The organism is Virgibacillus sp. W0181 (genome assembly GCF_051846915.1).
GTDB lineage: Bacteria > Bacillota > Bacilli > Bacillales > Amphibacillaceae > JBPYCR01.
This window is the reverse complement of sequence record NZ_JBPYCR010000004.1, coordinates 49,421-74,479: the sequence shown is the minus strand read 5'-3', so window position 1 is coordinate 74,479 and position 25,059 is coordinate 49,421. Positions and strand designations below refer to the sequence as shown.

At 36.0% G+C, this 25,059-nt stretch carries 27 protein-coding genes and 1 pseudogene; 9 read left to right on the top strand and 19 right to left on the bottom strand.

What is annotated here, in order from left to right:
* Nucleotides 1-30 precede the first annotated feature (30 nt).
* The 5 genes from ACLIBG_RS03415 to ACLIBG_RS03395 all read right to left on the bottom strand — a co-directional run bounded on the left by ACLIBG_RS03415 (nucleotide 31) and on the right by ACLIBG_RS03395 (nucleotide 3,559).
* Complete coding sequence (locus ACLIBG_RS03415; RefSeq protein ID WP_439311311.1) at nucleotides 31-321, bottom strand: hypothetical protein; 291 nt, start codon at nucleotides 319-321, stop codon at nucleotides 31-33.
* A gap of 287 nt (nucleotides 322-608) precedes the next feature.
* A complete protein-coding gene (locus tag ACLIBG_RS03410) occupies nucleotides 609-1,919 on the bottom strand; it encodes a transposase family protein (protein ID WP_439311310.1) in 1,311 nt (436 codons plus the stop codon).
* A 177-nt stretch (nucleotides 1,920-2,096) separates the two neighbouring features.
* Nucleotides 2,097-2,294 (bottom strand): YwbE family protein, encoded by a 198-nt coding sequence (locus ACLIBG_RS03405; RefSeq protein WP_439311309.1) that lies wholly within the window; start codon nucleotides 2,292-2,294, stop codon nucleotides 2,097-2,099.
* Between the two features lie 39 nt (nucleotides 2,295-2,333).
* Nucleotides 2,334-2,564 carry a DUF2164 domain-containing protein gene (locus tag ACLIBG_RS03400; protein ID WP_439311308.1) on the bottom strand — a complete coding sequence of 77 codons (231 nt, stop codon included), beginning with the start codon at nucleotides 2,562-2,564 and terminating at the stop codon, nucleotides 2,334-2,336.
* Nucleotides 2,565-2,659: 95 nt separating this feature from the next.
* Nucleotides 2,660-3,559, bottom strand: a complete 900-nt coding sequence (locus ACLIBG_RS03395) for a fumarylacetoacetate hydrolase family protein (RefSeq protein ID WP_439311307.1) — start codon at nucleotides 3,557-3,559, stop codon at nucleotides 2,660-2,662.
* Between the two features lie 322 nt (nucleotides 3,560-3,881).
* Here ACLIBG_RS03395 and ACLIBG_RS03390 point away from each other — a divergent pair, with 322 nt between their 5' ends.
* A complete protein-coding gene (locus ACLIBG_RS03390; RefSeq protein WP_439311306.1) occupies nucleotides 3,882-4,766 on the top strand; it encodes a cation diffusion facilitator family transporter in 885 nt (294 codons plus the stop codon).
* 134 nt (nucleotides 4,767-4,900) lie between these two features.
* On the opposite strand, the gene ilvD is transcribed toward ACLIBG_RS03390, so the two are convergent.
* Nucleotides 4,901-6,604, bottom strand: coding sequence for a dihydroxy-acid dehydratase (gene ilvD / locus ACLIBG_RS03385; RefSeq protein ID WP_439311305.1), 1,704 nt, complete (start codon nucleotides 6,602-6,604; stop codon nucleotides 4,901-4,903).
* 771 nt (nucleotides 6,605-7,375) lie between these two features.
* Here ilvD and ACLIBG_RS03380 point away from each other — a divergent pair.
* From ACLIBG_RS03380 to ACLIBG_RS03345, 8 genes are all read left to right on the top strand, one after another.
* A complete protein-coding gene (locus tag ACLIBG_RS03380) occupies nucleotides 7,376-8,005 on the top strand; it encodes a hypothetical protein (protein ID WP_439311304.1) in 630 nt (209 codons plus the stop codon).
* A gap of 151 nt (nucleotides 8,006-8,156) precedes the next feature.
* Entirely contained in the window at nucleotides 8,157-9,389 is a 1,233-nt protein-coding gene (locus tag ACLIBG_RS03375; RefSeq protein ID WP_439311303.1) for a tyrosine-type recombinase/integrase, read from the top strand.
* Entirely contained in the window at nucleotides 9,379-10,368 is a 990-nt protein-coding gene (locus tag ACLIBG_RS03370) for a tyrosine-type recombinase/integrase (RefSeq protein WP_439311302.1), read from the top strand. The genes ACLIBG_RS03375 and ACLIBG_RS03370 overlap by 11 nt, the downstream gene beginning before the upstream one ends.
* Entirely contained in the window at nucleotides 10,358-10,855 is a 498-nt protein-coding gene (locus ACLIBG_RS03365; RefSeq protein ID WP_439311301.1) for a tyrosine-type recombinase/integrase, read from the top strand. The genes ACLIBG_RS03370 and ACLIBG_RS03365 overlap by 11 nt, the downstream gene beginning before the upstream one ends.
* A complete protein-coding gene (locus tag ACLIBG_RS03360) occupies nucleotides 10,810-11,361 on the top strand; it encodes a tyrosine-type recombinase/integrase (RefSeq protein ID WP_439311356.1) in 552 nt (183 codons plus the stop codon). The genes ACLIBG_RS03365 and ACLIBG_RS03360 overlap by 46 nt, the downstream gene beginning before the upstream one ends.
* A 33-nt stretch (nucleotides 11,362-11,394) precedes the next feature.
* Entirely contained in the window at nucleotides 11,395-12,369 is a 975-nt protein-coding gene (locus ACLIBG_RS03355; RefSeq protein WP_439311300.1) for a Mu transposase domain-containing protein, read from the top strand.
* Nucleotides 12,366-13,121, top strand: coding sequence for an IS21-like element helper ATPase IstB (gene istB, locus ACLIBG_RS03350; RefSeq protein WP_439311299.1), 756 nt, complete (start codon nucleotides 12,366-12,368; stop codon nucleotides 13,119-13,121). Before ACLIBG_RS03355 ends, istB begins: the two co-directional genes overlap by 4 nt.
* Entirely contained in the window at nucleotides 13,118-13,318 is a 201-nt protein-coding gene (locus ACLIBG_RS03345; RefSeq protein WP_439311298.1) for a hypothetical protein, read from the top strand. The genes istB and ACLIBG_RS03345 overlap by 4 nt, the downstream gene beginning before the upstream one ends.
* Nucleotides 13,319-13,714: 396 nt before the next feature.
* On the opposite strand, the gene ACLIBG_RS03340 is transcribed toward ACLIBG_RS03345, so the two are convergent.
* From ACLIBG_RS03340 to ACLIBG_RS03280, 13 genes and pseudogenes are all read right to left on the bottom strand, one after another.
* Nucleotides 13,715-15,013, bottom strand: coding sequence for an aspartate aminotransferase family protein (locus tag ACLIBG_RS03340; protein WP_439311297.1), 1,299 nt, complete (start codon nucleotides 15,011-15,013; stop codon nucleotides 13,715-13,717).
* 31 nt (nucleotides 15,014-15,044) lie between these two features.
* Nucleotides 15,045-16,337: a TRAP transporter large permease gene (locus ACLIBG_RS03335; protein ID WP_439311296.1), complete on the bottom strand. Its 1,293-nt coding sequence runs from the start codon at nucleotides 16,335-16,337 to the stop codon at nucleotides 15,045-15,047.
* A 29-nt stretch (nucleotides 16,338-16,366) separates the two neighbouring features.
* Entirely contained in the window at nucleotides 16,367-16,861 is a 495-nt protein-coding gene (locus ACLIBG_RS03330) for a TRAP transporter small permease (protein WP_439311295.1), read from the bottom strand.
* 569 nt (nucleotides 16,862-17,430) lie between these two features.
* A complete protein-coding gene (locus ACLIBG_RS03325; protein ID WP_439311294.1) occupies nucleotides 17,431-17,556 on the bottom strand; it encodes a hypothetical protein in 126 nt (41 codons plus the stop codon).
* A 26-nt stretch (nucleotides 17,557-17,582) separates the two neighbouring features.
* A complete protein-coding gene (locus ACLIBG_RS03320) occupies nucleotides 17,583-17,726 on the bottom strand; it encodes a hypothetical protein (protein WP_439311293.1) in 144 nt (47 codons plus the stop codon).
* Nucleotides 17,727-17,738: 12 nt separating this feature from the next.
* Nucleotides 17,739-18,149 (bottom strand): hypothetical protein, encoded by a 411-nt coding sequence (locus tag ACLIBG_RS03315; RefSeq protein WP_439311292.1) that lies wholly within the window; start codon nucleotides 18,147-18,149, stop codon nucleotides 17,739-17,741.
* A complete protein-coding gene (locus ACLIBG_RS03310; RefSeq protein ID WP_439311291.1) occupies nucleotides 18,146-18,481 on the bottom strand; it encodes a DUF4372 domain-containing protein in 336 nt (111 codons plus the stop codon). The genes ACLIBG_RS03315 and ACLIBG_RS03310 overlap by 4 nt, the downstream gene beginning before the upstream one ends.
* Before the next feature lie 258 nt (nucleotides 18,482-18,739).
* The gene (gene dctP / locus ACLIBG_RS03305) at nucleotides 18,740-19,777 is read right to left on the bottom strand and encodes a TRAP transporter substrate-binding protein DctP (RefSeq protein WP_439311290.1); all 1,038 of its coding nucleotides are present in this window, start codon (nucleotides 19,775-19,777) and stop codon (nucleotides 18,740-18,742) included.
* 51 nt (nucleotides 19,778-19,828) lie between these two features.
* Complete coding sequence (locus tag ACLIBG_RS03300) at nucleotides 19,829-20,917, bottom strand: NAD/NADP octopine/nopaline dehydrogenase family protein (RefSeq protein WP_439311289.1); 1,089 nt, start codon at nucleotides 20,915-20,917, stop codon at nucleotides 19,829-19,831.
* Between the two features lie 134 nt (nucleotides 20,918-21,051).
* Nucleotides 21,052-21,583, bottom strand: a pseudogene (locus ACLIBG_RS03295) (aminotransferase class III-fold pyridoxal phosphate-dependent enzyme); the annotation flags it as partial.
* A 560-nt stretch (nucleotides 21,584-22,143) separates the two neighbouring features.
* On the bottom strand, nucleotides 22,144-22,383 hold the full coding sequence (locus ACLIBG_RS03290; protein WP_439311288.1) for an aminotransferase class III-fold pyridoxal phosphate-dependent enzyme: 240 nt from the start codon (nucleotides 22,381-22,383) through the stop codon (nucleotides 22,144-22,146).
* A gap of 94 nt (nucleotides 22,384-22,477) precedes the next feature.
* Nucleotides 22,478-23,815, bottom strand: a complete 1,338-nt coding sequence (locus ACLIBG_RS03285; RefSeq protein WP_439311287.1) for a glutamine synthetase family protein — start codon at nucleotides 23,813-23,815, stop codon at nucleotides 22,478-22,480.
* 3 nt (nucleotides 23,816-23,818) lie between these two features.
* Complete coding sequence (locus ACLIBG_RS03280; protein ID WP_439311286.1) at nucleotides 23,819-25,036, bottom strand: M20 metallopeptidase family protein; 1,218 nt, start codon at nucleotides 25,034-25,036, stop codon at nucleotides 23,819-23,821.
* Between the last annotated feature and the right edge of the window lie 23 nt (nucleotides 25,037-25,059).

The following is a 25,059-nucleotide window of genomic DNA, read 5'->3' as shown; positions in this document are numbered from 1 at the left end:
TTGTTCATGTATCTGGTTATATATTTTGTCCTATGCTTTTGCATCCTCTTGCTGAAAACTGTCAAGAATTGCCGTAACGATAAATCCAATGGCTGCGGAAAATACACAAGCGATTCCCCAACCGCCTAATCCTGCACCCATAATAAAAGTTCTCTCAGCAATTGTTGCAAATAGAAGTAAAATTAAGCCTGCTGCAAATAAAAACATGCATGGGTAATAGCTTATGTACTTCGTTTTTGGTGTTGCTTTTACAAGGATAAAGCTTAAAATTAAAATAGCAACGGTCAAAATAATACCAATTGTGAATACGGACTGTATCATCATGTCACCTCATATACCAATTATATATAGTTTTACTATCTTTCATAAGTTTACAATCGAATGATTATAAAGTCAATGAAACAGGGGCTCTTCAGGTGTGAAGATTAAATTTGCACTTTACCTGCTATAATATTAAAAAACTACTTATCCACATATGTTAAATTTTACCAATTAACTTTCTCTTGTTTTGTGGATAAAGGATCAGAATTTCATGAATTTTATCTTAAAATTGTGGATAACTCTGTTTTTGCTTTTCTTTCATCACATCCTTTGTTAAGATAAAGGCACTAGGTAAACCGTACTTGTATCGGTATTACCATGTGTTTCATATCCTCGTCTGTCAAAACGCGTGTCCGAATCGCTTCTAACAGATTTGAGGATATTTCTTTTGCCTTATTTTTGAATTTTTTCAGTACTTTCGCACCTTTTTCAAAAAGTTGCATCAATATATCCGTTATTTGTGTTAGAAGGTAGTGATTCTTCATCGCTGTATAATGATGACTATTTGCATGTTCAATGTAATACCGAATGTTCTTTTGCTTGTTAAACCCTTCATTTTCAATTTTCCAACGGCTTCGCCCTGCATCAACAAGTCCCTGTGCCTTTTTGTGTGTTACTTTAATATTGGAAATAAACGTGAATTTCCTCTCCTCGTTCTTTTCCGTTTCCAGTATACATTCAAATAAGTTCACATCGTGCGAGTTGTAGTTAATGTCATTTATCCATGATATATCATTGGATTTGTCGTCTTTCTCCATCTTTTTCAATTCACGGAATTCATCCATGATACTTTTGATGCGACCTTCTTTGAAGCGAAGCAGGTATTTCCATTTATTTTCCTCACAAAGGGTGAATACGCCCTGACATGCGTACAAACTATCACCAAGGATACAGATAGGCAGCCGTTTGTATGTGTCTTTTATTCTCTTGGCCAACCGATAAAAAGCATTTAATTCACAATCCTGTTTAGGGGTATCCTCCGATTCATTTTCAATGAACTCGGAGTCCAAACTCAACACCATGTCACCGACCACGAGCTTTGCCTCCAGGACGTGATGCATATAAATAACTTTTATCTCTCCGGTTTCTTCATTTTTATATTCACGTCTTAAACAGTGTTCACAATGTTTCTCATCAAAGGTAAATAATCCTGTACCATCAACGATGATTCCCCAATATTTCCCATTAATTCGAAATTGTTCAAAACATCGTTTCTTAAGCAGTTGTTTTATCATGTAAGTCCGAATTTCTCCTAATTCCTCCGGATTTAAGGCGGACAAAAAATTATTGATGATGTCGTAATGTGGAAGTTCCTCTAATGTATCTAATTTAAAATACATTCGCATATTTTCAATGCACTCATCCATGTTGAATTTATCAGTCATGTCTCGCATGCTATCCGTGTTACAAGCATTTTTCATTATGATCATAAACAACATGAGCTCACTTCCATAAGTGATATAGCTTTGGTGCCTGGGATCTTCCACTTTTTTAAGCCTGTCATTCATGTCTTTGAAAAAATGTTTACTGATTTTGTTGAACTCGAAGAAAAAGTTTATCTTCTTTTCATGGCCTCTAATTTCTTTTCTTGTTACCAATTGTATATCCTCCTTAGATCATTGATTTAATGGTATTAGTCATAGTTATATTATACCATTAATGTAATACTAAGGATGGATATTTTGTAGAATTATCCCGAAGAATTTTTACTCCTCAGAGCTGAGGGGCTCTTGTTGCTAAAACAGAATAAATGGTCTTCAAATGTCAAATTTTGTTCAAACTTTTGGACAGACTCTACCAACTTGACCATCTTCTAATCGAACTTTTATACCGTGTGTATGAAATGAAGATTTTGTGAGAATATCCTTTACAACACCAATTGTCGTTCTACCTGTTCGTTGATCTTTTTTAAGAATAACCTTCACTTCTAGTCCTGTATAAATGTTATCTTTATAGCGACCATCTACGTCCATCTTCTATAGTCTCCCCAATTACCTGATTTTTTATTTTCCTTACCCCTTTTGAATTTCAAAAATATCATCAATTTTTTCCGTCATGTAGGAGTGACTATCCTCTACACCTAAATTGTAAAAGGTTGGACCGAATTTTTCGGTGATAAAATCAAGGATCATCATTGCAGTAAGGTTTCCAATTTGTTTATCAAGTTCCATTTCAAAGTAGTGCTGGATATGTCCAACCATTTCATCTTTTTGTTCTTTTGTTAGGTTAAAGTTTGCTTTCATGAAAATCTCCTTTAAGCGTGTGTTCAAACCGAATTAGAAACAAGCCAACGAAGAGATTCACCGCTAATAATTTGGCGCCTTTTTGAGCAACCTATTTAAGCTTCTTCTCTGAAAGTGTTTGTTAAGGCTCCCAGGTTCTCAACTTCTACAGTCACTTCATCACCATCACGCAAATACACTCTTTTTTCTTTCGGTAGTCCAATAATGACGCCTTCAGGTGTTCCCGTTAAAATTAAATCACCGGGGACTAACGTCATATGTTTGGAGATATAGCTTATAATTTCTTCACACGAAAAAACCATATCTGACGTGTTGGAATGTTGACGAACTTCCCCGTTAACAGTTGATTTCAATGTAAGTTTATTCGGGTCACCCACCTCATCCTTTGTCACAAGGTATGGGCCAACTGGTGCAAACCCATCACTCGTTTTTCCAAGCATCCACTGGGGTGTTTTCTTTTGCAAGTCTCGGGCCGACACATCATTTGACGAACAATAACCAAAAACATAATCAAGTGCTTCATCCTCAGATACGTTTTTGGCCGTTTTTCCGATAACGATCCCAAGCTCCACTTCATAATCGACTCTTTTCGTTACAGGCGGAATCATAACTTCGTGTCTATGTCCTGTTAATGCGTTTGGAAACTTATTAAAAAGGACCGGCACTTCCGGATAGGGTGTGTTCACTTCATCGGCATGTTTTTTATAGTTTAAACCAACACAAATAATTTTACTCGGTTGTGTTACACATGGCTCCCAATCGATAGCTTGTTCACTTAAAGTCACATTTTCCCGTTCGTTTACACCAAGCTCAGAGATAAACTGTTCCAATGCCGGCAACGATTGGGCGCTACTTTCAATAAATTGCATGATGTCGGTTGGGATATTTTCTTGTGTCGTTTTATTCAGCAACGCTGCCTCTAGATCAATGATTCCTTCTTCTACCTTTACGCCTAGCGTCTGTTTTCCTTTTCTTAAAAACGTAACTAATTTCATATGTAATTGTGCCTCCCCGCAATTGTTCTAACTCCTTTAAGTTTAACACATTTTTACAGATTGTTTCACTAAAGCCACCACATTGTATATTATCCGCAAAAGTCTGCAATGATAGAATGGTGGATAACAACAGAAGAGATAAAAAGCCTCAGAAAATAATAGCGGTACACCCGGCTTTTTGAACAACATCTATAATGTGTTTTGGACAAAGGAAACTTTTTTTCGTACTATGCAGTAAGTTTATTACAGCTAATAACGTTGCTGTAGACCCACCCAGTTCCTAACTGGTAAGCTATAAAGTATCATGTATGGTGGTGAAGAAATGAAAGAAAACACAAAATCAATTATCGTAGCAACCTGGGTTGGCATTATTGTCAATGGGCTGCTCGCTCTATTAAAAGGAGTCGGTGGTTTTCTTTCCGGGAGTAAGGCACTTTTAGCAGATGCGTTACATTCTGCATCCGATATTGTCGGTTCCGTCGTTGTCTTATTTGCGGTAAAAATAGCGAACAAGCCTCCGGATGAAGAACATCCATATGGCCACGGCAAAGCAGAAAACATCGCATCGATTATTGTCGCATTATTATTAATTGTCGTTGGAGTGGAGATCAGTATATCCTCCATAAAAGTGTTTTTCGGAGAAGCACCACAAGCACCCGGGAAAATTGCACTCGTTATTATTATTATTTCTATTATAGTCAAGGAAGCGTTGTTCCAATATAAATACAAACTTGGCAAAAAATATAGCAGTACAGCTCTCATTAGTGAAGCATGGCACCATCGTTCCGATTCATTATCTTCTGGGGCAGCTTTGCTAGGGATTGGCAGTGCGATCCTAGGGGAAATGTTCCATATTACGGTGTTAGTCTATGGTGATGCAGTTGCCGGTATAATAGTGTCTTTAATCGTCATAAAAGTCGGGTATTCCCTCGCCAAGGAATCATCTTTAGTTATCATGGAAAAAGTACTTGATGAAGATGATTCAAAAATGTACATAGACACGGTGCTTTCTATAGATGGTGTTGAAGAAATAGATCAGATTCATGTACGAACACATGGAAGCTATGCCATTATTGATATTAAAGTTAGCGTTGACCGGAAAATAACCGTCGAACAAGGACATGAAATTGCTAAAAACGTAAAAACGACATTAATGGAAAAACATAAAGAAATAGAAGATGTGCTTGTCCATATTAATCCGTACTAAAACGATGCTCGCAATGAATTTAATAATTAACAAGACTACTGTAAATAAAAACGGATAAATTTAAAAGGAATCCAGTGCGAAACTGAATTCCTTTTCTTAATTAGCTGAGTTTTGTCCCAGCCTCGTTATTTCACTTATTCTGTTTCTTCTCGCTTATAGTAATCTGTTACTGCTCCACGTGAAGAACAAGTAACATTGTGCGCATATTTTCCAAGAACTCCTTTTGTATAAAGTGCAGGTGCTTCCCAATTGCTGCGACGCTTTTCCAATTCCTCGTCAGAAACATCCATTGTAATAACCTGCTCTTCGGAATCAATCGTTATTTTGTCACCTTCTTCAAGATGTGCAATCGGTCCACCAACTTGCGCTTCCGGTGCGATATGTCCGACAACAAGTCCATGTGTTCCACCGGAAAAACGGCCATCTGTAAGCAATGCAACTTTCTCGCCAAGCCCTTTACCGACAAGAATGGATGAAATGGATAGCATTTCAGGCATCCCTGGTCCACCTTTTGGACCAACATGGCGGATGACGAGTACATCTCCTGCATTGATCTCGTTATTCATCACTGCTTCAGTTGCTTCTGCTTCCGTATTGTACACTCGAGCAACACCTGTATGTCTTTTCACTTTCACACCAGATACTTTTGCAACAGCTCCTCTAGGCGCCAAATTTCCTTTTAAAACAATTAATGGGCCGTCCGTCCGCTTCGGCTGATCAAGCGGTGTAATTACTTTCTGGCCTTCGGCTAAGTCTGGAGCATCTTTTAAATTTTCCGCCAATGTTTTACCTGTAACCGTTAAGCAGTCACCATGTAAATAGCCATTTTCATGGAGTAGTTTCATAACAGCTTGGACCCCGCCTACTTTATATAAGTCTTCCATGACATACTGTCCGCTCGGTTTTAAGTCAGCAATGTGCGGAACTTTTTTCTGAATTTCATTAAAGTCGTCGATCGTTAAGTCTACATCAATCGCGTGGGCAATTGATAATAAGTGAAGAATCGCATTCGTTGATCCACCAAGTGCCATGACCACCGTAATCGCATTTTCAAAAGCTTCTTTAGTCATGATGTCTTTCGGATAAATGCCTTTTTCCAGTAATTGATAAGCCACTTTACCCGCTTCAGCACATTCCTCCATTTTTTCTTCGGAAGTAGCCGGCTTTGCAGCATTACCAGGTAAACTCATTCCCATTGCTTCTATTGCAGATGCCATCGTATTCGCTGTATACATTCCACCGCACGATCCGGCACCCGGGCAAGCCTGACACTCAACTCTTCTTAACTGTTCTTTATCGATATCGCCATTATTGTATTGTCCGACACCTTCAAATACGGAAACAAGGTCAATATCTTTTCCATCCAATTTTCCGGGTCTGATTGTTCCGCCATAAACGAATACCGCTGGAACTTCTGCGTTGGAAATGGCAATCATGCAACCGGGCATATTTTTATCACAGCCACCAATAGTTACAAGTGCATCCAAACTTTCAGCGCCGACAACCGTTTCGATGGAATCGGCAATCAAATCGCGACTTGGAAGGGAATAGCGCATCCCGTCCGTTCCCATGGAAATACCATCGGATACAGTAATCGTATTAAAAATCATCGGGGCACCGCCAGCATCTCTTGCCCCCGTTTTAGCGCTTTCCGCTAAATCTTTTATATGTATATTACATGGTGTCACTTCACTCCACGTACTGGCAATTCCTATCATCGGTTTTTTAAAATCTTCATCGGTAAACCCAACTGCACGTAGCATCGCCCTATTGGGTGACCTTACAACGCCATCAAAAACTTTACTATTAATTCGTAAATCTTTAGAATCTTTTGTCATTTAGCACCTCACCTCTCTATCAATAATTATATTGCTCTTGTCCAAAAAGTTCAATGATTTTCAGATAAAGTTAACGGCATTCTCCCTAACTATAAGAAATAAATGAACATTACACACGGTGTATCTTTGTTTACCTGAGATACCTGTGATGCATTGATTCAATATATTTGAAGTGAATCCTCAAATCTTTCAAACAAGTACTATTAATCACGGCCAAACTATCTACTTTATTAAATGCTATGAATGCAATGAAAATAAGGTCCCTGAAAAACACTAAGGGACCTTATCTGAAAAGGTGATGTAAATTACCAACCAGCGTATTGTTTTACTTTATCCATATTTACATTACCTCGGTTTACATCTGTCAGAGATTGACCAAAAATATCAATCGCCTGATCAATTTCTTCTTTACTAATGATTAAAGGTGGAGTAATTTCAATTACGTTGCCATGAATACCTACGTAATATACTAGCAGACCAAGTGATTATTGCATCTAACTTGTACCGACCTTGTGGTTGTTTTTACCAATGATTGCGGATAGTTTTACCACCCTTTGCGGAACAATGTACCATTATCTATAAAAACTCTTGTATACTAAGTGAATATTGCGGATGAATAGAGCCACTTGTGCGGAGTTTTGAGCCAGTCATTGCGGAAGATTGAGCCACCGTTTGCGGATGAGAGAGCCAATAATATAAATAAGAACGACCTCCTGTATAATAAAAATTGCATGCATGAAAGCAAGACATTATTATACAGGAGGTTTTTTTGTGATTAATTGTCGTAAGATTCTGGAGTTGTATTTTGAAGAGGTCAGTCAAAGAACAATTAGTTCTAGTACTGGACATTCGAGAAATACAGTCTCTGAGGTCGTTCAACGAGCCAAGAAACTTGGTATGGAAAGCTTGAGCGACACCATGACCAATCCATGGCTAGAAGCGTTTCTTTTTCCAGAGAAACAAGCTATTGAGAAAGGTTACTTCCCCGTTGATTGGGAAAAAGTGCATAAGGAATTACAAAAGAAGAATGTAACTTTGACCTTATTGCATTATGAATATGCAACAGAGGCAGGTGAAGGCGGAAAGATTCCTTATGCTTATCGTACATTTACCGAGAATTATGGAAAATATGCGAAGAAGTACAAATTGACAATGCCTATCCTAAGAAAACCTGGTGAAACCATGGAAGTAGATTGGGCAGGCTCTACGTTAGAAATTATTGATCGTTCAACAGGAGAAGCGATACCAGCATATGTTTTTACTGCAACCTTACCTTATAGTCAATTCAGCTATGTAGAAGCATTCTTGGATATGAAATCAGCGAACTGGCTTATCGCTCATATTCATGCATTAGAGCATTATGGAGGTGTTCCTGAAACCTTGGTTCCAGATAATTTGTAATGTAAAGATTTACATTACAAATTTAATGAAAAGGAATAATTAATGTAAAGTGATGAAGCTAAATACTGTGGATGCAACGATGAATCCACATTCAACTTTACATTAATAAACTATAATAGAATCAGCCCATTAATGAGAGGAGACAATGTAAATGGCTGATTTTATTTTATTTAACGAATTACAGTTAAAGATGGATCAATTGAAAGAACAGGTAACAACTGATTTACCGGATTCCAAACTGGCATATGTTTATTGTGGTATCATTGAAGACTTCCTTTTATTTTGTAAACAGGAGCCGTATTGCCTGCCAGTGGATAATGTGCCGAAATATTATGAACGGGTCACGGGGGTAAGTTCATACATGCGACCTTCAACCGAATGTAAAAAGCGTAAGGCGCGTGCAGTACTATTTATCAGAGACACTTTGAATGGATGCGGTTTAGCAAGAAGGTACATCTATCACCCTATTTCAATACCAGAAACCTTTCAGAAAGATATTCAGCTTTATAATGAGTGGCAAGTATCGAAAGGATGTAGCCGTAGTACGATAAGAACCCGTATTGGAAGATTGAAACCCTTTTTAATTTTTATCTTTAAAAGCGGATGTTCTTCAATTGACCACTTGGATGCCCAAACGTTTGTTGATTTTATCGGAACTCTTAACGGACACTACTCATCGACAGGAAAAACAAATATTCTCTACACCATCAGAAGTTATTTTGCCTGCCCAATGATCAGAATGAATCTAAAATTTAATCCAGATTTCTTTCTCGAAAACCTTCACACGAACAAACATGAGCGGTTGGAAACTGCCTATTCAGCCGAAGAAATACGAAAGGTGCTGGACTCCGTTGATAGAAATTCTGGCCAAGGAAAAATGTTATATCTAATGATGCTTCTTGCCAGTGTGTATGGGCTTCGCTCTTCCGATATCAGAACTCTCCAACTTTCAAACATTGACTGGAAAAAGCAATGTATCAAACTTAGTCAGCAAAAAACCAAACGATATTTAGAGCTACCTTTAATACAGGAAGTATGCCTGGCCCTGCTAGACTATATAAAGAACGCCAGACCCAAAACCATGGATGCCCATATTTTTATTAGACAAAGACCACCCCATGTGCCTTATGCCGATGATAACCGCTTCGCGGAAAAAGTCCGTACCTACTTTAAGAAAGCTGGGATCAATACAGATCGGAAGCATGCTGGACTTCACTCCATGAGACACAGCTTGGCAACTGGTATGATGTCAGACGGTGTTCAGATCAGCGAAATTGCTACGATTCTTGGACATACATCTCCCCAGTCAACCACCAGATACATCTGGTCCGATATTTCCCAGTTAAGAAAGGCCTCCATGGAGGTGATGCCCTATGCTGAATGATAAGGAGTTTAGAGCTTTCCAAGAGGGGATTTTCAAGATATATTTTGAAAAATATATCGAGTTTAAACGCGGTAAAGGCGAAAAAGTGACACGTTCCACACTAATCAGATTGAAGACGCTAAATCAAGAGCTTACCCTTGCTTGCGACAGTTTGGAAATCAGTCGTGAAGTGGCAGAATTTATCCTACGTGAAAGGGAAAAGGAAAGTCCGGCATCCAGAGGACTCCGCATTTCAGATTTCCGCCAGTTCTCAGCTTTTCTTCGAAGTTTGGGAATCACTTCCTATGAAATACCACGCAAGTATATGAAGAAAGTATATGTACCATTTCGTCCATATATTTTTTCAGAAGCTGAACTTGGTTCCATTACAAGGGTTGCCGACCAGCTTCGGCAAGGGATAAGATCACAAACCCACCGTCTGGTTTATCCCGTCATTATCCGTGTTTTGATTGGAACCGGGATGCGTATCGGGGAAGTCCTTTCGCTTAAAATACAAGATGTGGACATGGCTAACCAACTACTCATTGTATACAAATCTAAAAATAATGTGTCCAGATATGTACCGATGTCAGAAAGCCTTTCAGCAACCATTGCAAAGTATCTTTCCAGAATCCAGAATCGCAATGAACCACAGCAGCATTTATTTATCTCACCTTACACCGGAACGGGTTATTCCTATGATGCTATGAAGTATATGTTTAAAAAGATCTTTTCTATAGCAGGAATCCGCACCCCCCAGGGGAGACTGCCAAGAATTCACGATATCCGTCATTCGTTTTGCACGGCAAGCTTAAACCGAATGCTGGAATCCGGCATGAATCTTTATACGGCAGTTCCGATTCTTGCAGCCTATGTTGGACATGTGAATCTATCCGATACAGAGCGTTATATTCATCTTACCGAACACGGATATAGCGACTTTATCACAAAAGAATCCCGTCTGGGAAGCCTGATTCCGGAGGTGTGTGATGAGAACTAAATCATTATCCCACTATATACAAAGCTATTTTTTATCCTATCTGATAGCTCAAAGAGGATATGGCAGAAATACGATTGCTTCCTATAGGGACACCTTTAAACTTCTGTTCATTTTCCTCGAGGAAAACAAATTGTCAGTCTCGAAGGCTTCCATAGAAAGTGTCGACAAAACATGTGTTGAGGAATTCATTCATTGGCTGGAAAGCAGAAGGAAAAATGCAATATCCACACGGAATGTACGTCTAGCACATTTAAAATCATTTTGGGGATATGTATTAACAACGACTCCTGAATGGGCAGACCATTGCAGTCAGATTATCCATATCCCATTCAAAAAAACAGAAAAGAGACCTCCTGCCTATTTGACGGAAGCAGAAACAAAACAGCTCCTTAGCATGCCGGATAGTAACACACGATCAGGGATTAGACACATGGCCGTGCACTGCTTTATGATTCGGGATGCAGGGTTCAGGAACTCATTACCCTGAATACATCAGATATTACCCTGGGTGGTATATATAAACTTTTTATAAAAGGTAAGGGCGACAAATATCGTGAAATACCTATTATGCAGGAGACAGGCAAAATTCTTGAGAAATATATAAGAATATATGAGCGACAGCCCAAAAAACCATTGTTCTGCAACAGCAGGGGAGAGCGCTTAACGTGTGCAGGTATCTCCCATATCCTAAACAAGTATCAGAAGCTTGCCAAAGAGATGAATGCTAAACCTATCCAAGAAAATCTGTCACCGCATCTTCTGAGACATAGTAAGGCAACTCATCTTGTGAATAATGGTGTGAGTATTTATAATATCCGAGATTTCCTCGGACATGCATCCGTGACAACAACTCAGGTTTATCTGACGTCTAACCCAGAGGTCATGCGGGAAGCCATTGAAAAAGCCTCACTAAAAACAGCGCCAGATAGTGCAGATTATTATTCTGCTGAAGAAAAAGCAGATCTAATGTCCTTTCTTGAGACGCTTTTCTAAAATATAATGTAAAGTTGGGGTTGGGAATAAATTTTGATTCTATTCATTTTTGACTGCCAACTTTACATTAATTATTCCTTTTCATTAAATTTGAAAACGGGAGTTACGAAAGCCCTTCGGGGTGAGCCTATTCTTAATGAGGCTTATCGTGAACTAGCAGACTATTATCGTACTGAGATTGTTCCGAGTCGTGTCAGAAAGCCAAAGGATAAATCAAGTGTCGAAGGAACCGTTGGATATATCTCTCGACAGATTATCGCTTCACTAAGAAACTATCATTGTTTTCATATCGAAGATTTGAATCAGAAAATCTTTGAAAAGCTAGAAGAAATCAATACAATTGATTTCCAGAAACGACCTGGTTCTCGTAAAAAGGTGTTTGAGGAAGAAGAGAAATCCTACCTTCAACAGCTTCCTCAAACACGTTACAAACTTACGGAATGGAAATCAGCAAAGGTTCAACTGAACTACCACATCCAAGTTGAACGAATGTATTATTCCGTTCCATATGATTACGTCCGTGAATATGTCGATGTTCGACTAACCACGGATCTAATTGAAGTTTACTTTAAAGAAGCTCGAATTGCATCCCATAAAAGACTAAATGGTGAGATAGGTCAATATTCTACAAACATTGACCATATGCCTGATAATCATCGATTATATCTAGAACACAATCCTGAAAACAATCGGAAATGGGCAGAGACGATTGGAACTTCTATGGCGCAATTTGTTTCTCATATCCTAGAAATGAATGTTGAAAAGAAAGCATTAAATATCCTTAGTACATTAAGAAATCTAACAACAAAATACTCAAAGGATGAACTGGAAAAATCAACACAAATATTACTAGAAATTTCAACAAACCCTACAGTTTCTGTATTAAAGGGTGTGTTGGAAAGAAGTAAGAAGCGAAAACAAAAAGCAGAAAAAAATAGCGATCAAACTAACATCGATGACCATGGGTTTGTACGTGGAGCTAAATACTTTGGAGGGAATAAAAAATGATGAACCAAGAAACGTTACGTAAGTTAACTGAAATGAAAATGGGTGCAATGGCAGAATTATATCAGCAACAAGGACAGAATAATGAATATCAAGGCATGGATTTTGATGATCGGTTCAACCTTTTGGTAGATTATGAATATGATCGTCGTAAATCTAATAAACTCGAACGACTAATTAAACAAGCAACATTTAATGAGCCAACAGCAGCTATAGAAGATATAGAATATCATCCTGATCGTAATCTAGATAAGAAATTAATTCTGGAGTTGGCAACAGGAAACTACATTCAAAATCACCATAATATTATTTTAATGGGGGCATCAGGAAACGGAAAAACATGGATATCGAACGCCTTTGGGGTTCATGCGTGTCGGCAATTTTATAAAGTAAAGTATATCAGATTACCAGAATTACTTGATGAATTAGCTGTAGCAAAGTATGAGGCCGATGGTAGTTTTCGTAAGATTCTTCAAAAATACAAGAAGATTGATTTATTGATACTTGATGAATGGTTATTAACCGAGCTTTCAGAGGAGCATGTACTTCATGTGTTGGAAATTGTTGAGGCAAGATTAAAGCGAGCATCCACTATTTTCTGTTCGCAATTTTCGCCAGAAGGTTGGCACTCAAAGCTTGGACAGGCACAAGTAGCTGATGCGATTCTTGATCGTATTGTTCATGATTCCCATAAGATCCTAGTGGATGGAGAAGTTTCAATGAGAGAACGTCATGGATTGGCGGTAATGAAATGATCCCTGAAGAAGTTGAAAGTCGCATAGCGAGGTACTTTTTCCATAATTATTTACCTGATGAAGTAATGATGGAGGTAGTAGAGAAACTATTACCACCATGTATATACACGGAAGAAGAGGATTTAGACTTTGATGAACTCGTCCGTTGGGCTCTCGACATTATAAAAGAGCAGTTAGAAGATAAAAGTTTTAAATGAAATAACGAGCCATCGGAATGTGCCATTCCGATGGCTCGTTATTATTTTGTCCTTTAAAAACCAAGTGGCTCTCTCTCCCGCATTCACTGGCTCCATTCTCCGCAAATGGTGGCTCAAAACTCCGCACAGCTGGCTCAATCTGTCCGCAATACTCAAATTTTGAACTTTATCATCGAATCACCTTTCAGGTTAGGTAGTATTACCTCAATTATACCTGATATAATAGGATTCTTGGGTAATTTTAATGTTTTCTGTCATGGTATCAGGAAAACGATTAAATCTATAGATAAAGAAAAAAGGATAGAAGGGGGCACTATCCTTTCAGATTATTTAAGACTTTTTTTAAAATTCTATACATTTAATTGAATACTTGTAACCTATTATATTAGTAGAACTTTAATTATCTGTCAGCACTTTTTTCAAAGCATATTCAGTTAGTTCTAACGTTCTATCGATATCTTTCTTTGTGTGGCTGTAACAAATATGGTCACGCACCATATTCTGTGGTAGCTTGAATATACCTTTTTTTAATAATTCCTCTCTATATTTAATATAAACATCCTTGTTATGATATTGAAGATCTGAATAGCTTTTAGGCTCAAAATCCATAAAATAATTAGAAAATATTGAACCATATCCAGCTACAAATGATGAAATACCTAGAATATTATGTATTTCTTCTAATCCTTTTCTCATTCTATTTCCTAAATCAAAAATGTGTTCATGAACAGGCTCCTTCTCCATAACTTCAATTGTTGCTATAGAAGCAGCAGTACCAACTGCATGTCCATTAAAAGTTCCGGCAAACCATACATCCCCACCAGGTTTAGTGTTAAATCTGTTCATATATTTTTCTTTTCCTGCAATAGCAGCTATTGGATAACCATTTGCCATTGCTTTTCCTATCGTTGTTAAATCAGGGATTACATTTGCTATCTTTTGATATCCACCTAGATCATGTCGAAAACCCGTGACAATTTCATCAAAAATTAGTAATGATTTATTATCGGTGCATATTTGTCTTAATCCTTCTAGAAAGTTTGATTGTGGCATAATACAACCAGAACTATGAGCAATTGGCTCTACAATAATTGCTGCAATTTCATTATAGTTTTCTTGAAAGGTCTTCTTTACATCTTCCAAGTTGTTATATTGACAAATGAGTGTATTATCAACAGACTCCTTTAACATTCCGGCTGATCCGGGGTCGTCCTCACCTATTTTTTCCCAACTACTTTGCATATTTTTCGCAACATAATCATGCCATCCATGATATGATCCTTGAAATTTGATTATTTTGCTTTTTTCTGTTATTGCACGGGCTAATCTGATTGAATGATATGTTGCTTCGGATCCTGCATTACAAAATAATACTTTCTCTGATGAAGGAATATGTTTACATATTTTTTCTGATAATTCTATTTCTAAATCAGTTGTACCTATCCCATATAAGTCTGTTCTGTTTATTGTTTCAATTACTCTTTCATTAACATAATTATAATTATGTCCTAAAATTGTTGGTCCGAATGCCATTTGATAATCAATATATTTATTTTTATCTGCATCATAAATATATGCATTTTTTGCTTCTAAAAATACCAATCGAGGATTCACATCTCTCATTGCGGTATGGACACCGCCTGGAGTATATTTATTAGCACTCTCATATAATTTTTTACTATTAGAGTATTTCATTATTATCTTTCTCCTTTCAATTATTTATACTTTAGTATCCTAAAATCAATCTTGGTAAAAATAGTGACAGTTCTGGTAAATATGTTACAATCAATAATGTTGGTAACCAAGCAAATAATATCATCACTAGAGTTGGTGTTACCATTGTGTCGAATCTAGCGTTTCCAATTTGACCAGCTAGATATAAAAGTGGTGCTGCTGGGGGAGTAACTACCCCTAGACCTAAATTAACTGCTAGAATTGCAGCAAAATGAATTGGGTCTACCCCTATACTTATAGCTACAGGTAATAATATAGGAGTAGATAAGAGAACACCGCTAGAGTCATCCATTAACATGCCTACAATTATTAAGATTAAATTAATCATTAATAATACAATTATTTTTTCTTCTGATATTATAAATAAAAGATTAATTAATTTATCAGGTAGCTTTTCTTCAATAAACATACGTGTTAATATTGAGGATCCAAAAAGCATTAACATAATCACACCAGTCATATTAGCAGCTTTAATAAAAACGTTCAAAATATTCCTTTTATTCAATCCCTTATATACCCATAATCCTATAAAAAGTGAATAAATAACAGAAGCCGCAGCAGCTTCTGTTACGGTTATAATACCACCATAAATGCCACCTAAAATAATAACCCCTAAAATAACCCCTGGTAACGCTCGGATAAAACTTTTATTTACCTTTTTAGTTTGTTCTTTTAAACTTATGGCCTTGTTAACTTTTATATCATCTTCTTTTCTTAAGTAAAAAAGGCTAGTAATACTTAAAAGTATAATTAAAATAAGCCCAGGAATAATAGTTGAGAGGAAAGCGGCCAAAACAGATTGATTACTAATCCATGCAAATATAATCATTAGGCCACTTGGCGGTATTAACATACCCAATACAGAAGAACTCGCTAATAAAGATGCTGAAAAACCTTTGGGATAACCTGCTTTTTCCATCCTAGGGAGCATAATTGTACCTATAGTAGTCATTGTTGCAGCTCCGCTACCTGAGATAGCACCAAATAAAGCACAGGACACAATTGTAACTAAGCTAAGACCTCCTTTTATTTTGCCAACGAGAGCATTTGCTAAATTGGTTATACGATCCCCCATACCACCAGTATCAATCATTCCTCCTGCAATAATAAATAAAGGTATTGCTAATAAAACTGTTGTATTCATGTTTCCAAATCCATATGGCATAAGAAAACTTGGATCATAACCTAAAGTGAATACCATATATATAGAAGCACCAAAAAAAGCAAAAGGTACTGGAGCACCGAAAATCAGTAACAAGATTAAAATTGCTATTGATATTATCATAAGTTTGGAATCACTACTTTCTAAAGTAATTATAAAGACTTTTTCATATGCGCAATATGCGCAAGGAAGTCTCTAAAATAATATATAGTCATTAATAAAAAACCAATAGCCATTGCACCATACGGTATAGATTTGGAAATATGCCAAACAGATGTAAAAACATTAGATGTATAACTCCATATTACTAATTGCATCCCCCAAAAGGTCATAATAGCACTCAAAACAATAGTAATAAGAATTATGATTGATTGTATCCATGCTTGAATTTTTTTGTTCTTCACATATATTCCTATAATATCAGTTTTAACATGTGTTTTTGTATTAGCTGCGTAAGAAGCACCTATAAAATATAGCCACGGAGAAATAACACCTATGATTTCCATTAAACCAAACAAATTTATACCTAGGAAATAACGTAATACTATCGTTGCTCCTAACCCAGCGACAATAAATATACTAGAGGTGATTAAAATTATCTTTTCAATGAATAAATGTGTATTCCATATTTTTTTATAAACATTCAACAGCTTTCACCTTCTATCGAATAGTATCATCGAACTTTCTTAATTTCCTACTTTAATTATATTAATTTGCTTTTCAGTTGCTTATATTACATGATTGTAAACCTAAAGATCTTGTTAAAAGATAAAGAGGGGGACAAACTCTCAGGTGAAGTTATTTAACTATATTATTTAATATATATCAATTCATTAGTGTTGCATAAAAATTATTTCGTTTTGTCAAATTGATTATATTTACCATAAAATAGGTATATTGAATATTCCGAATACTAATTTATACCTATTGTAAAAAAAAGACAGTGGGAACATGAACGGTAAAAGTTCTTATTCACAATTAATAATTATTTCCATTTGTTGATTAAAAAAATATTGGGTCGTACGTTAAGTCGTTAAGATGTGCCACCTCGCCTTCGTTAAATTGGCTTACAATGAGTTGAAATTCGTCCTCCCAGTTGCATGTAATACGGCCATTTGACGTTCGGTGTCGGCTTTCTAAATAATGACCGTATAAATTCGTTCAAAGGTTCAAATAAAAGGTTTTGAAGTATTCGCTTCAACTCTAATAATGGCCCTTAATGATTGAACTTCAACTGCAGTAACACTTGTAAGCAGTATGTAATTAGTGCGATCCAAATTTGTGTATACACTGCGTTTTTGCTTTTTCCATAAAATGTTTTTAGTTTTAGGTGCTGCTTCATCCATTTATAAAAGGTTTCTATTGTCCTTATCCAAACATTTGGATTATACGCCAACGATAACGATACAAATCTCCGATGTCTTTGGCAGATAAATCAAAGCAGTTGGTAATAATAATGACTACATTGCCTTCGCTGTCTTTCGTCTTGATCATACGTAATGGATGTTCCATTTTGTGTATTTCCTAGATACACCTCTTGGTCAAGAAAGATATTATGTTCTGTGTTTGGAGCTGTTCCGAGACAACTTCAACTTTGGTATTTTTCTTTATTCTTGTGATAAACCGGATATCGTTAAAGCAAAGTTTATCAAATTGTTTGTAGTCATTATAGCCACGATAAAACAAGTGAATCGCATCTGAATCAATATCAATCAATTCATTCATTTGTGTTCGATTGGCATGTTTAGCTGGGAGAATAACGGCCTTATCCGGAAAGGTTACATCCTTCGTTACGACGACTCTCAAATGGAGTCGTACACCAGCTTTTGTTTTATGGAACGTTACCCAAGGATATTGACTTAAACTCATAGATATGGTGGATGAATCAATGACAAGCAACTTTCCAATATCACGTATCATGGATTTGTTTTTCATCTTTGCTTGTACCTCAAAACAAGATGCCTAAAAACTTTTTCAAATAACGCTGGTGAGAGATCGCACTGTTTGCGTGAAAGCTGCGCTGTACTAATCATGTCCATATCTATCGTTTTTTGAAAATTTTCATTATCCTTGAGATGTTTGGATAAAGCCCTCAAGCTTTCTATCTCATTCAACTGCCCGATAATAAATAGTTGTAAAAATTTATAGGAAGTCAGCTTTTTGATGTAGTTATCAACGCTTGAGACGTTAATTACCTTTAGAAATTTCTGTTCATCAAGTACTTTTAATAGTTCATTTATTGTGGAATTTGTGGTATTCTTGTCCATAAGGTTTCTCCTTATAATTTTGGATTTGGACAGAACTCCCTATCCTAATTATAAGGGGTTTTTTTATGGATTTAAAGATAAAATTAACAATATTTGAAATTTTGGCAAACTAATATTCTCTCAAAAAACACTTGACAAATGTAAAGTTTTTTTATGCAGCACTAATGATATCAATTTTATTCTAGATATATGCGAGCATAGATTTTTAAAATAACACCATGCTCGCTAATTTTAAAACATACAAAAGCCCCTAAATCTTTAATTAATTTCTTTTAGCAAGTTTTCTATAACTTCTTCTCCAACCTCATCTTTAATTTGAGGCCATACTTTTTTTCTTATATATTCTCCAAAAACATGAAGCTCCTCATCAGTAAATTCTACTACTTCTATACCTTCATCTCTAAGTTTCTCTCTATATTCTTCATCAATTTCTTTAGCGTTTTTTATACTGTTATCTGTGAAAGCTAAACCTTCTTCTTCTAAAATATTTCTATCTTCTTCACTAATTTCTTCCCAAATTTCTTTACTGATTAATAAAGGCATTGCTTCAAAATTGTAATTAAATTGATAGTAATATTTTATTACATCACGAAAACTATTATAATATGTGGATGGTTGTCCACCTAGTGCTGCATCAACTGTACCAGTTTGTATAGCAGTGTATAAATCCGCCCAAGGAACAGAAGTAGTATTAAACCCCATATTAGTCCCTAGTGAATCAAAGATTTTGGAATCAGGAATACGTATAAGTAAATTCTTGTCACTTTCAAAATCTGCTGGATTTTTCACTTCTTTTGTTGACCCTGTTGCTCCAAATCCTATAGGCCGTAATCCTAACAGATGGATATTCTGATCATTAACTATTTTTTCTGTTAATTTATATAAATATGAATCTGTTCCAAACATTTCAGGAACTTGATCATAAGTTTCAACTAAATATGGCATCATAAGTACTTGAGATCTAGGATCAAAAGTTGGTGGAATTGCAAGCAATCCAGCATCCAATGTTCCTTTTGACATTTCTTCATACATTAATTCATAATCTCCTAATTCACTAGAAGGGAATATACTGAATTTAATACGCCCGTCTGTTCTTTCTTCAACCTTTTCTGTAAACTCCACCATCGATTGAGTTATTGGATCTTCTAAAGGTTCAGTTGTACCTATTTTTAATTCTATAGACTCTACTGAAGTGTCATTTCCATTTCCATTACTTTTTTGATCATTAGTACAACCTGTAATGAAAATAATTAATAATATAGAAGACACTATGGTTAATATATTTTTGTTAATCATTTTCTACCTCCAAGATTTATATTTTAAATTCATTATCTTTTACAAATAATGTTAACCTTTATTAACAAAGTTTAAAATTTCTTCTATAGATAAGCTTCCTAACCCCAAGTTTTCTAAAGTCCTTCCTTCTTTGATAAAGTTTTTATCTAAAAGAGAACTTGTTAATTGAATAACTGCATCCATAATGGGGGTTTCAACCCCTATTTTTTTTCCTAATGAAGCCATAGGAACTAATCCCATAGGAATATCTTCTAAAAAGAATTTATGATTAATATCTTGCGGGCCATCAATTTCTTCATATGCATAATTATTCATAATTAACTCATACGAATTATTACCTTCAATTTTATAAAAGGTTTTTAACATCTCTATATTTGATTCTAAGGAAAGTCCTAATTTTTCACCTACTTTTAATCTTTCTTGATCAATTTTGTCTGTCAATTCGCCTATAGCTGGAGTTACTCCATCCATATAAAAAAGATATGGTACTTTGCCATCAATTCTACAAACATTTAACAGCGTAGGTATGGGATGAACTATTGCATTACCATTGGATAAACTAGTTTCTAATACATTTTCAGCTGGTATAATTTGGGGATAAACATCGTTCATTATATTAACTATATAATCTGTATCCATAGATGGTAATGCAGATAATAATAACTTGTCTTTTATACCAAAAATTTGTACATGACCAGATCTAGAGGAATCACATGAATAAATTAATGATTGAGTCTCAGCTAATTTAACATCTTTATTCATTGATGATTTCTTAAATTCATTATAAAAGTCTAGTGTTCCACCTGTTGACCCTGGTAACAATACAATCGTTTGTCCATCTCTTAAAAATGGGATACATTGTTTCGCTATTTGTTTATGAGCATATGCAGGTAATATTACTAAAATTATATCTGAATTAGTAACGACATCTTCGATTCTTGAAGTAGCTTCCACTTTTCCAAGTTCATTAACAATTCCCGATAGTTGAACTCCTCCTTGTTTATTTATAGTATTTATTGTTTCAGGTTTTATATCATATAATCGCACTGATGAATATTTAGTTCCTAAGTAACCAGAAACTGCTTGACCACCATTTCCTCCACCGATTACTCCCCAACGTAAATTTTTACTTTTTTGCAATTAAATTCACTCCTATTTATTTTTTAATGTTTAAAAGTATTGTCAAAATAATCTCCTCTCTTTTCTTATAGCATATAGATACTTTTAAACATTATTGAAATTTTTACAATCACTAGATGAAAACGACTATAGTATTATTTCATCACTATTCTAATTTGTTTTAATGCCCAGTCTAAGGTTTGTTTTGTAATAATTAAAGGTGGAGTAAATCTAATCATATTAACATGTGTTTCTTTACATAGTAACCCCTTATCCTTTAATAATTCACAATATGGTCGGGCCGGATCCGTAAGTTCCATTTCGATAAATAATTCTTTTCCATGTACTTGTTTTATAATAGAATTGTTAATTTTCTTTAATTCGGATTTGAAATTCTCATCAAGGTTTTTTGAATTTTATACTAATTTATCTTTCTCCAATATATCGAGTGCAAAAATTGACACAGCACATGCTAATGGGCTACCATCAAAAGTTGATCCATGTGATCCAGGCTCAAATACGCTAAGAATTCCTTTATTAGCCAAGATACAAGAAATAGGAAAAAAACCACTTCCTAAAGCTTTTCCAAATAATAATATCTAGACTAACATCTTCCCAATCACATGCTAGAAGCTTCCCACTTCGTCCTAACCCTGATTGAATTTCGTCAGCTATGAATAAGATATTATTTATTCTTACAAATAACTAATGTATTCCCTTTCATTTCTTTATAAACATTTCGTGAAAAAACAATAATAGCTGATCACTCTGTAATTACATACAACTTACCATATAAATCCTCAAAATTTCTATATTAAACAAGTTCAACTATATATTGTGCTTTTTCTAAAGTCACAAGAACATCAATGGTGTTAGTCTTTTCTAAATCTATTACCCAGTCGATCCCTCCAAGGCAATAAGTTTGCATAATTATTACTATGCAAAAAACATGCCAACTTTTTTCAAGTATTTTCTCATAATTTATACAACATTATAATAACTTAATGCGAAAAAATTTTTTCTTCGAAAGTTTTTTTTCGAAAAATTTCTATGCTATTTACTAAAATGAGTATTTTACAATGATAAATATACGACTGTGTCAAATCTGGAATAAACTCTTCGAAAGTCCAGTTAACGTACGCACTTTACTAATCGTAGTCGCACTCAAAGAAAGCAAAAAGCGTCTCCAACTTGGGATCTCAACTTTCGCAGATTAAAAACATCGCCTAATTAACTTACAGCACTATCTAGATATTCGATGAAAAAGATAATGTTTCGTATTGACCCTTTAGTGCTTGTGCCATTTTTGAATTGCCATACCTTATATTGGCCACAGCCCATCCAGCAGAAATATCCAGATACTCTTTATCATTATATTCATACAATTTCGATCCTTGCCCTCGTTTAACAGCAGCAGGATAAAATCTGATTTTCATAGCATTTGAAACATAATCGTTATCCTTTTGTAACCACATTTCGTTTTGCATAAATATCTTTTCCCTCCATTAAAATAAAATCGATCGTAATTCAATATCTTTTATCTTTTTAATTTTAATATCCGAACTCCCGCGCCATTGATTTTTAAAAGCGTTGCGTTAATGTGTTTCTTTCCCAGTGCGTTACATGTCTAGCCACTTTAGCTGCTTCAGACCGTTTTACACTAATAAATTCTTTCCAAATAGGACCTAATACTTTGGCCATCAATTGATTACTTTCAAGCTCATCCATCGCCTCCTCCAATGAGCTTGGGACAAGTTCAATATTTTTCTTTTTTGTTTCTTCCAAACTAATCATACCAACATCATAGTCAACAGGATCATTCGGTTTGATCTTGTTTTTTACACCTTCCAACCCAGCAGCAATTAACGCTGTGGCCAGCATATAAGGATTGCATGTTCCATCAGCACCTCGAAATTCAAATCGACTTCCTCTTCTTTTTTCTGTAACCCGAATTAATACTGATCTGTTCCCAATCCCATAACTCACATGAGATGGTGCAAAGGATCCTGGATAAAGACGTTTATATGAATTTACACTTGGTGCACCAATCGCTACAAGTGACCGTGCATGTTTCATTAACCCACCAACAAAATAATAGGCCTGCTCTGTTAATCCAAGAGGGTCATCAAGGTTTTCAAACAAATTTCTTCCTTGGTTATCACTCATGCTAATATGCACATGAAGTCCGCTGCCAGACAAATGATCAAATGGCTTTGGAAGCAATGTACCGACTAGTCCATTATTTAAAGCAACCTGTTTAAACAATTGCATGAAATTCACTTGTTCATCAGCGGCTTTTAATGCAGGTTTATGCTTCAAATTAATTTCATACTGCCCTGGACCATATTCACTCGATATTTTTTCTACACCAATTCGCGCTGCCTCCATTGCATCAACGAATTCGTGAAGGAATTTCTCCTGCAATTGTATACCTTCTATAGAAAAGCAATGTGTATCATCGGCAGTAACAAGGTTTCCATCCACTTCGCGCAATAAATAAGCTTCTTGTTCAAATGCCATATGCATTTTCCCGCCTAAAACTTCTTCCGCTTCTTTTAATACCTTTTTCAATGTTTGCCTTGGACAACCAAACCAAGCATCTCCATTTTCATTGACTAGATCACAGTACATTCGTGCAGTATCTTTCCGATGTGGCAATATTGCAAAAGTGGAAGGGTCAGGTACCGCAAAAAAGTCTCCCCCTTCAATCCCATATGTTGGATTTGGTATAGGCTCATCAAAGCCATTAAAACTCATCATCCCGCCATAAAAATTCAATCCATTTTCAAAAAGACTCTCCAACTGGTCCACATGGACTGTCCTGATTCGTGATAAAGATGCATAGTCCATATAACCTATATCAAGAAACTTAATATTATTCTTTTTAATTAACTCAATGACTTCTTCTTTAGTTAGCATCGTTTACTTATCCTCCATTTTGTATATTGCTTTTAATGCTGTATATGCAAAGATTGCAGCTCCTTTGGAAACCAGACGATCATCAAAATCAAACTTAGGGTGATGTAGGCTGTATGTTTCCTTATCCGGACTTTTTATACCGAGTCTAAAATAGCTACTGGGAACTTCCAATGCGAATTCCCCAAAGTCATCCGCTCCCAATGAAGGTTGTTTTAACTCTGTTACATCTCCACTCCCCCATTGCTCCCGAACAGCTTCAGCAACAACTTTTGTCAATTGCTCATCATTAATTACAGGAGCATTTCCGTGTTTATACGTTACACGAACCTGTGTGTTATATGTCGCTGCAATTTCCTCTGACAGCCTTTTGATTTCGGTAGCAACCTTTTCTCGATTTTCAATAGTAAGAGAACGAGTCGTCCCCTCAAGTACAGCATAATCCGCCACAACATTGCGGGCGGTACCACCCGAGATTTTACCGATATGCACAACGACCGGATCAAGCGGATTATTCATTTTTACGACCATATGTTGAAATACCTGCATCAATTGCATCGAAACGGAAATAGCATCAATTCCCTCATGTGGCCTCGCACTATGCCCACTTTTCCCAAAAAATTCAATTGTAAAATCGTCACAGGACGCTGTCATACTTCCACTTTTAACACCAACTGTACCAAATGGTAGATATGGCCATAAATGCAGTGCAATCATTCCATCAATTTTTGGATCATTCAATACGCCTAAGCGGATCATTTCCTTTGCCGCTCCATCATCTTCTTCACCAGGCTGAAACACACACACTACCTTGCCGCTAAAGTGTTTTCGATTTTCATGCAATATTCGCGCGGCTCCCAATAAAATAGTTGTATGCCCATCATGCCCACACGCATGCATTATCCCTTCATGCACAGAGGAGAACGGGAGACCCGTCTCCTCCTTTATTGGTAGTGCATCCATATCAGCACGGAGCCCAATTGTATAATTATCAGATGGCAACTCTTCTTTTTGTCCTGTAATCCATGCTACAATTCCTGTATCTCCAACACGTTTATTAGATATGCCCCAATCATTTAGTTGCTTTTCCACGTAACTGCTCGTTTCAAATTCCATAAAAGAAAGCTCGGGATATTTGTGTAAATGTCTTCGGATTGTAATAAACTCCTGTTCTAATTTTGAAGTCTCTTTTGCAAATAGATGGCCTAGTTGTTCTAACTGCATATTACTTACTCCTTTTACTTACT

Coding starts and splice junctions, on each gene's coding strand:
- ACLIBG_RS03415 (WP_439311311.1), bottom strand. CDS start 321: ATGATACAGTCCGTATTCACAATTGGTATTATTTTGACCGTTGCTATT.
- ACLIBG_RS03405 (WP_439311309.1), bottom strand. CDS start 2,294: ATGGACGTAGATGGTCGCTATAAAGATAACATTTATACAGGACTAGAA.
- ACLIBG_RS03400 (WP_439311308.1), bottom strand. CDS start 2,564: ATGAAAGCAAACTTTAACCTAACAAAAGAACAAAAAGATGAAATGGTT.
- ACLIBG_RS03395 (WP_439311307.1), bottom strand. CDS start 3,559: ATGAAATTAGTTACGTTTTTAAGAAAAGGAAAACAGACGCTAGGCGTA.
- ACLIBG_RS03390 (WP_439311306.1), top strand. CDS start 3,882: ATGAAAGAAAACACAAAATCAATTATCGTAGCAACCTGGGTTGGCATT.
- ilvD (WP_439311305.1), bottom strand. CDS start 6,604: ATGACAAAAGATTCTAAAGATTTACGAATTAATAGTAAAGTTTTTGAT.
- ACLIBG_RS03375 (WP_439311303.1), top strand. CDS start 8,157: ATGGCTGATTTTATTTTATTTAACGAATTACAGTTAAAGATGGATCAA.
- ACLIBG_RS03370 (WP_439311302.1), top strand. CDS start 9,379: ATGCTGAATGATAAGGAGTTTAGAGCTTTCCAAGAGGGGATTTTCAAG.
- ACLIBG_RS03365 (WP_439311301.1), top strand. CDS start 10,358: ATGAGAACTAAATCATTATCCCACTATATACAAAGCTATTTTTTATCC.
- istB (WP_439311299.1), top strand. CDS start 12,366: ATGATGAACCAAGAAACGTTACGTAAGTTAACTGAAATGAAAATGGGT.
- ACLIBG_RS03345 (WP_439311298.1), top strand. CDS start 13,118: ATGATCCCTGAAGAAGTTGAAAGTCGCATAGCGAGGTACTTTTTCCAT.
- ACLIBG_RS03340 (WP_439311297.1), bottom strand. CDS start 15,013: ATGAAATACTCTAATAGTAAAAAATTATATGAGAGTGCTAATAAATAT.
- ACLIBG_RS03335 (WP_439311296.1), bottom strand. CDS start 16,337: ATGATAATATCAATAGCAATTTTAATCTTGTTACTGATTTTCGGTGCT.
- ACLIBG_RS03325 (WP_439311294.1), bottom strand. CDS start 17,556: ATGAAGCAGCACCTAAAACTAAAAACATTTTATGGAAAAAGCAAAAAC.
- ACLIBG_RS03320 (WP_439311293.1), bottom strand. CDS start 17,726: ATGGAACATCCATTACGTATGATCAAGACGAAAGACAGCGAAGGCAAT.
- ACLIBG_RS03315 (WP_439311292.1), bottom strand. CDS start 18,149: ATGAAAAACAAATCCATGATACGTGATATTGGAAAGTTGCTTGTCATT.
- ACLIBG_RS03310 (WP_439311291.1), bottom strand. CDS start 18,481: ATGGACAAGAATACCACAAATTCCACAATAAATGAACTATTAAAAGTA.
- dctP (WP_439311290.1), bottom strand. CDS start 19,777: ATGATTAACAAAAATATATTAACCATAGTGTCTTCTATATTATTAATT.
- ACLIBG_RS03290 (WP_439311288.1), bottom strand. CDS start 22,383: ATGCAAAACGAAATGTGGTTACAAAAGGATAACGATTATGTTTCAAAT.
- ACLIBG_RS03285 (WP_439311287.1), bottom strand. CDS start 23,815: ATGCTAACTAAAGAAGAAGTCATTGAGTTAATTAAAAAGAATAATATT.
- ACLIBG_RS03280 (WP_439311286.1), bottom strand. CDS start 25,036: ATGCAGTTAGAACAACTAGGCCATCTATTTGCAAAAGAGACTTCAAAA.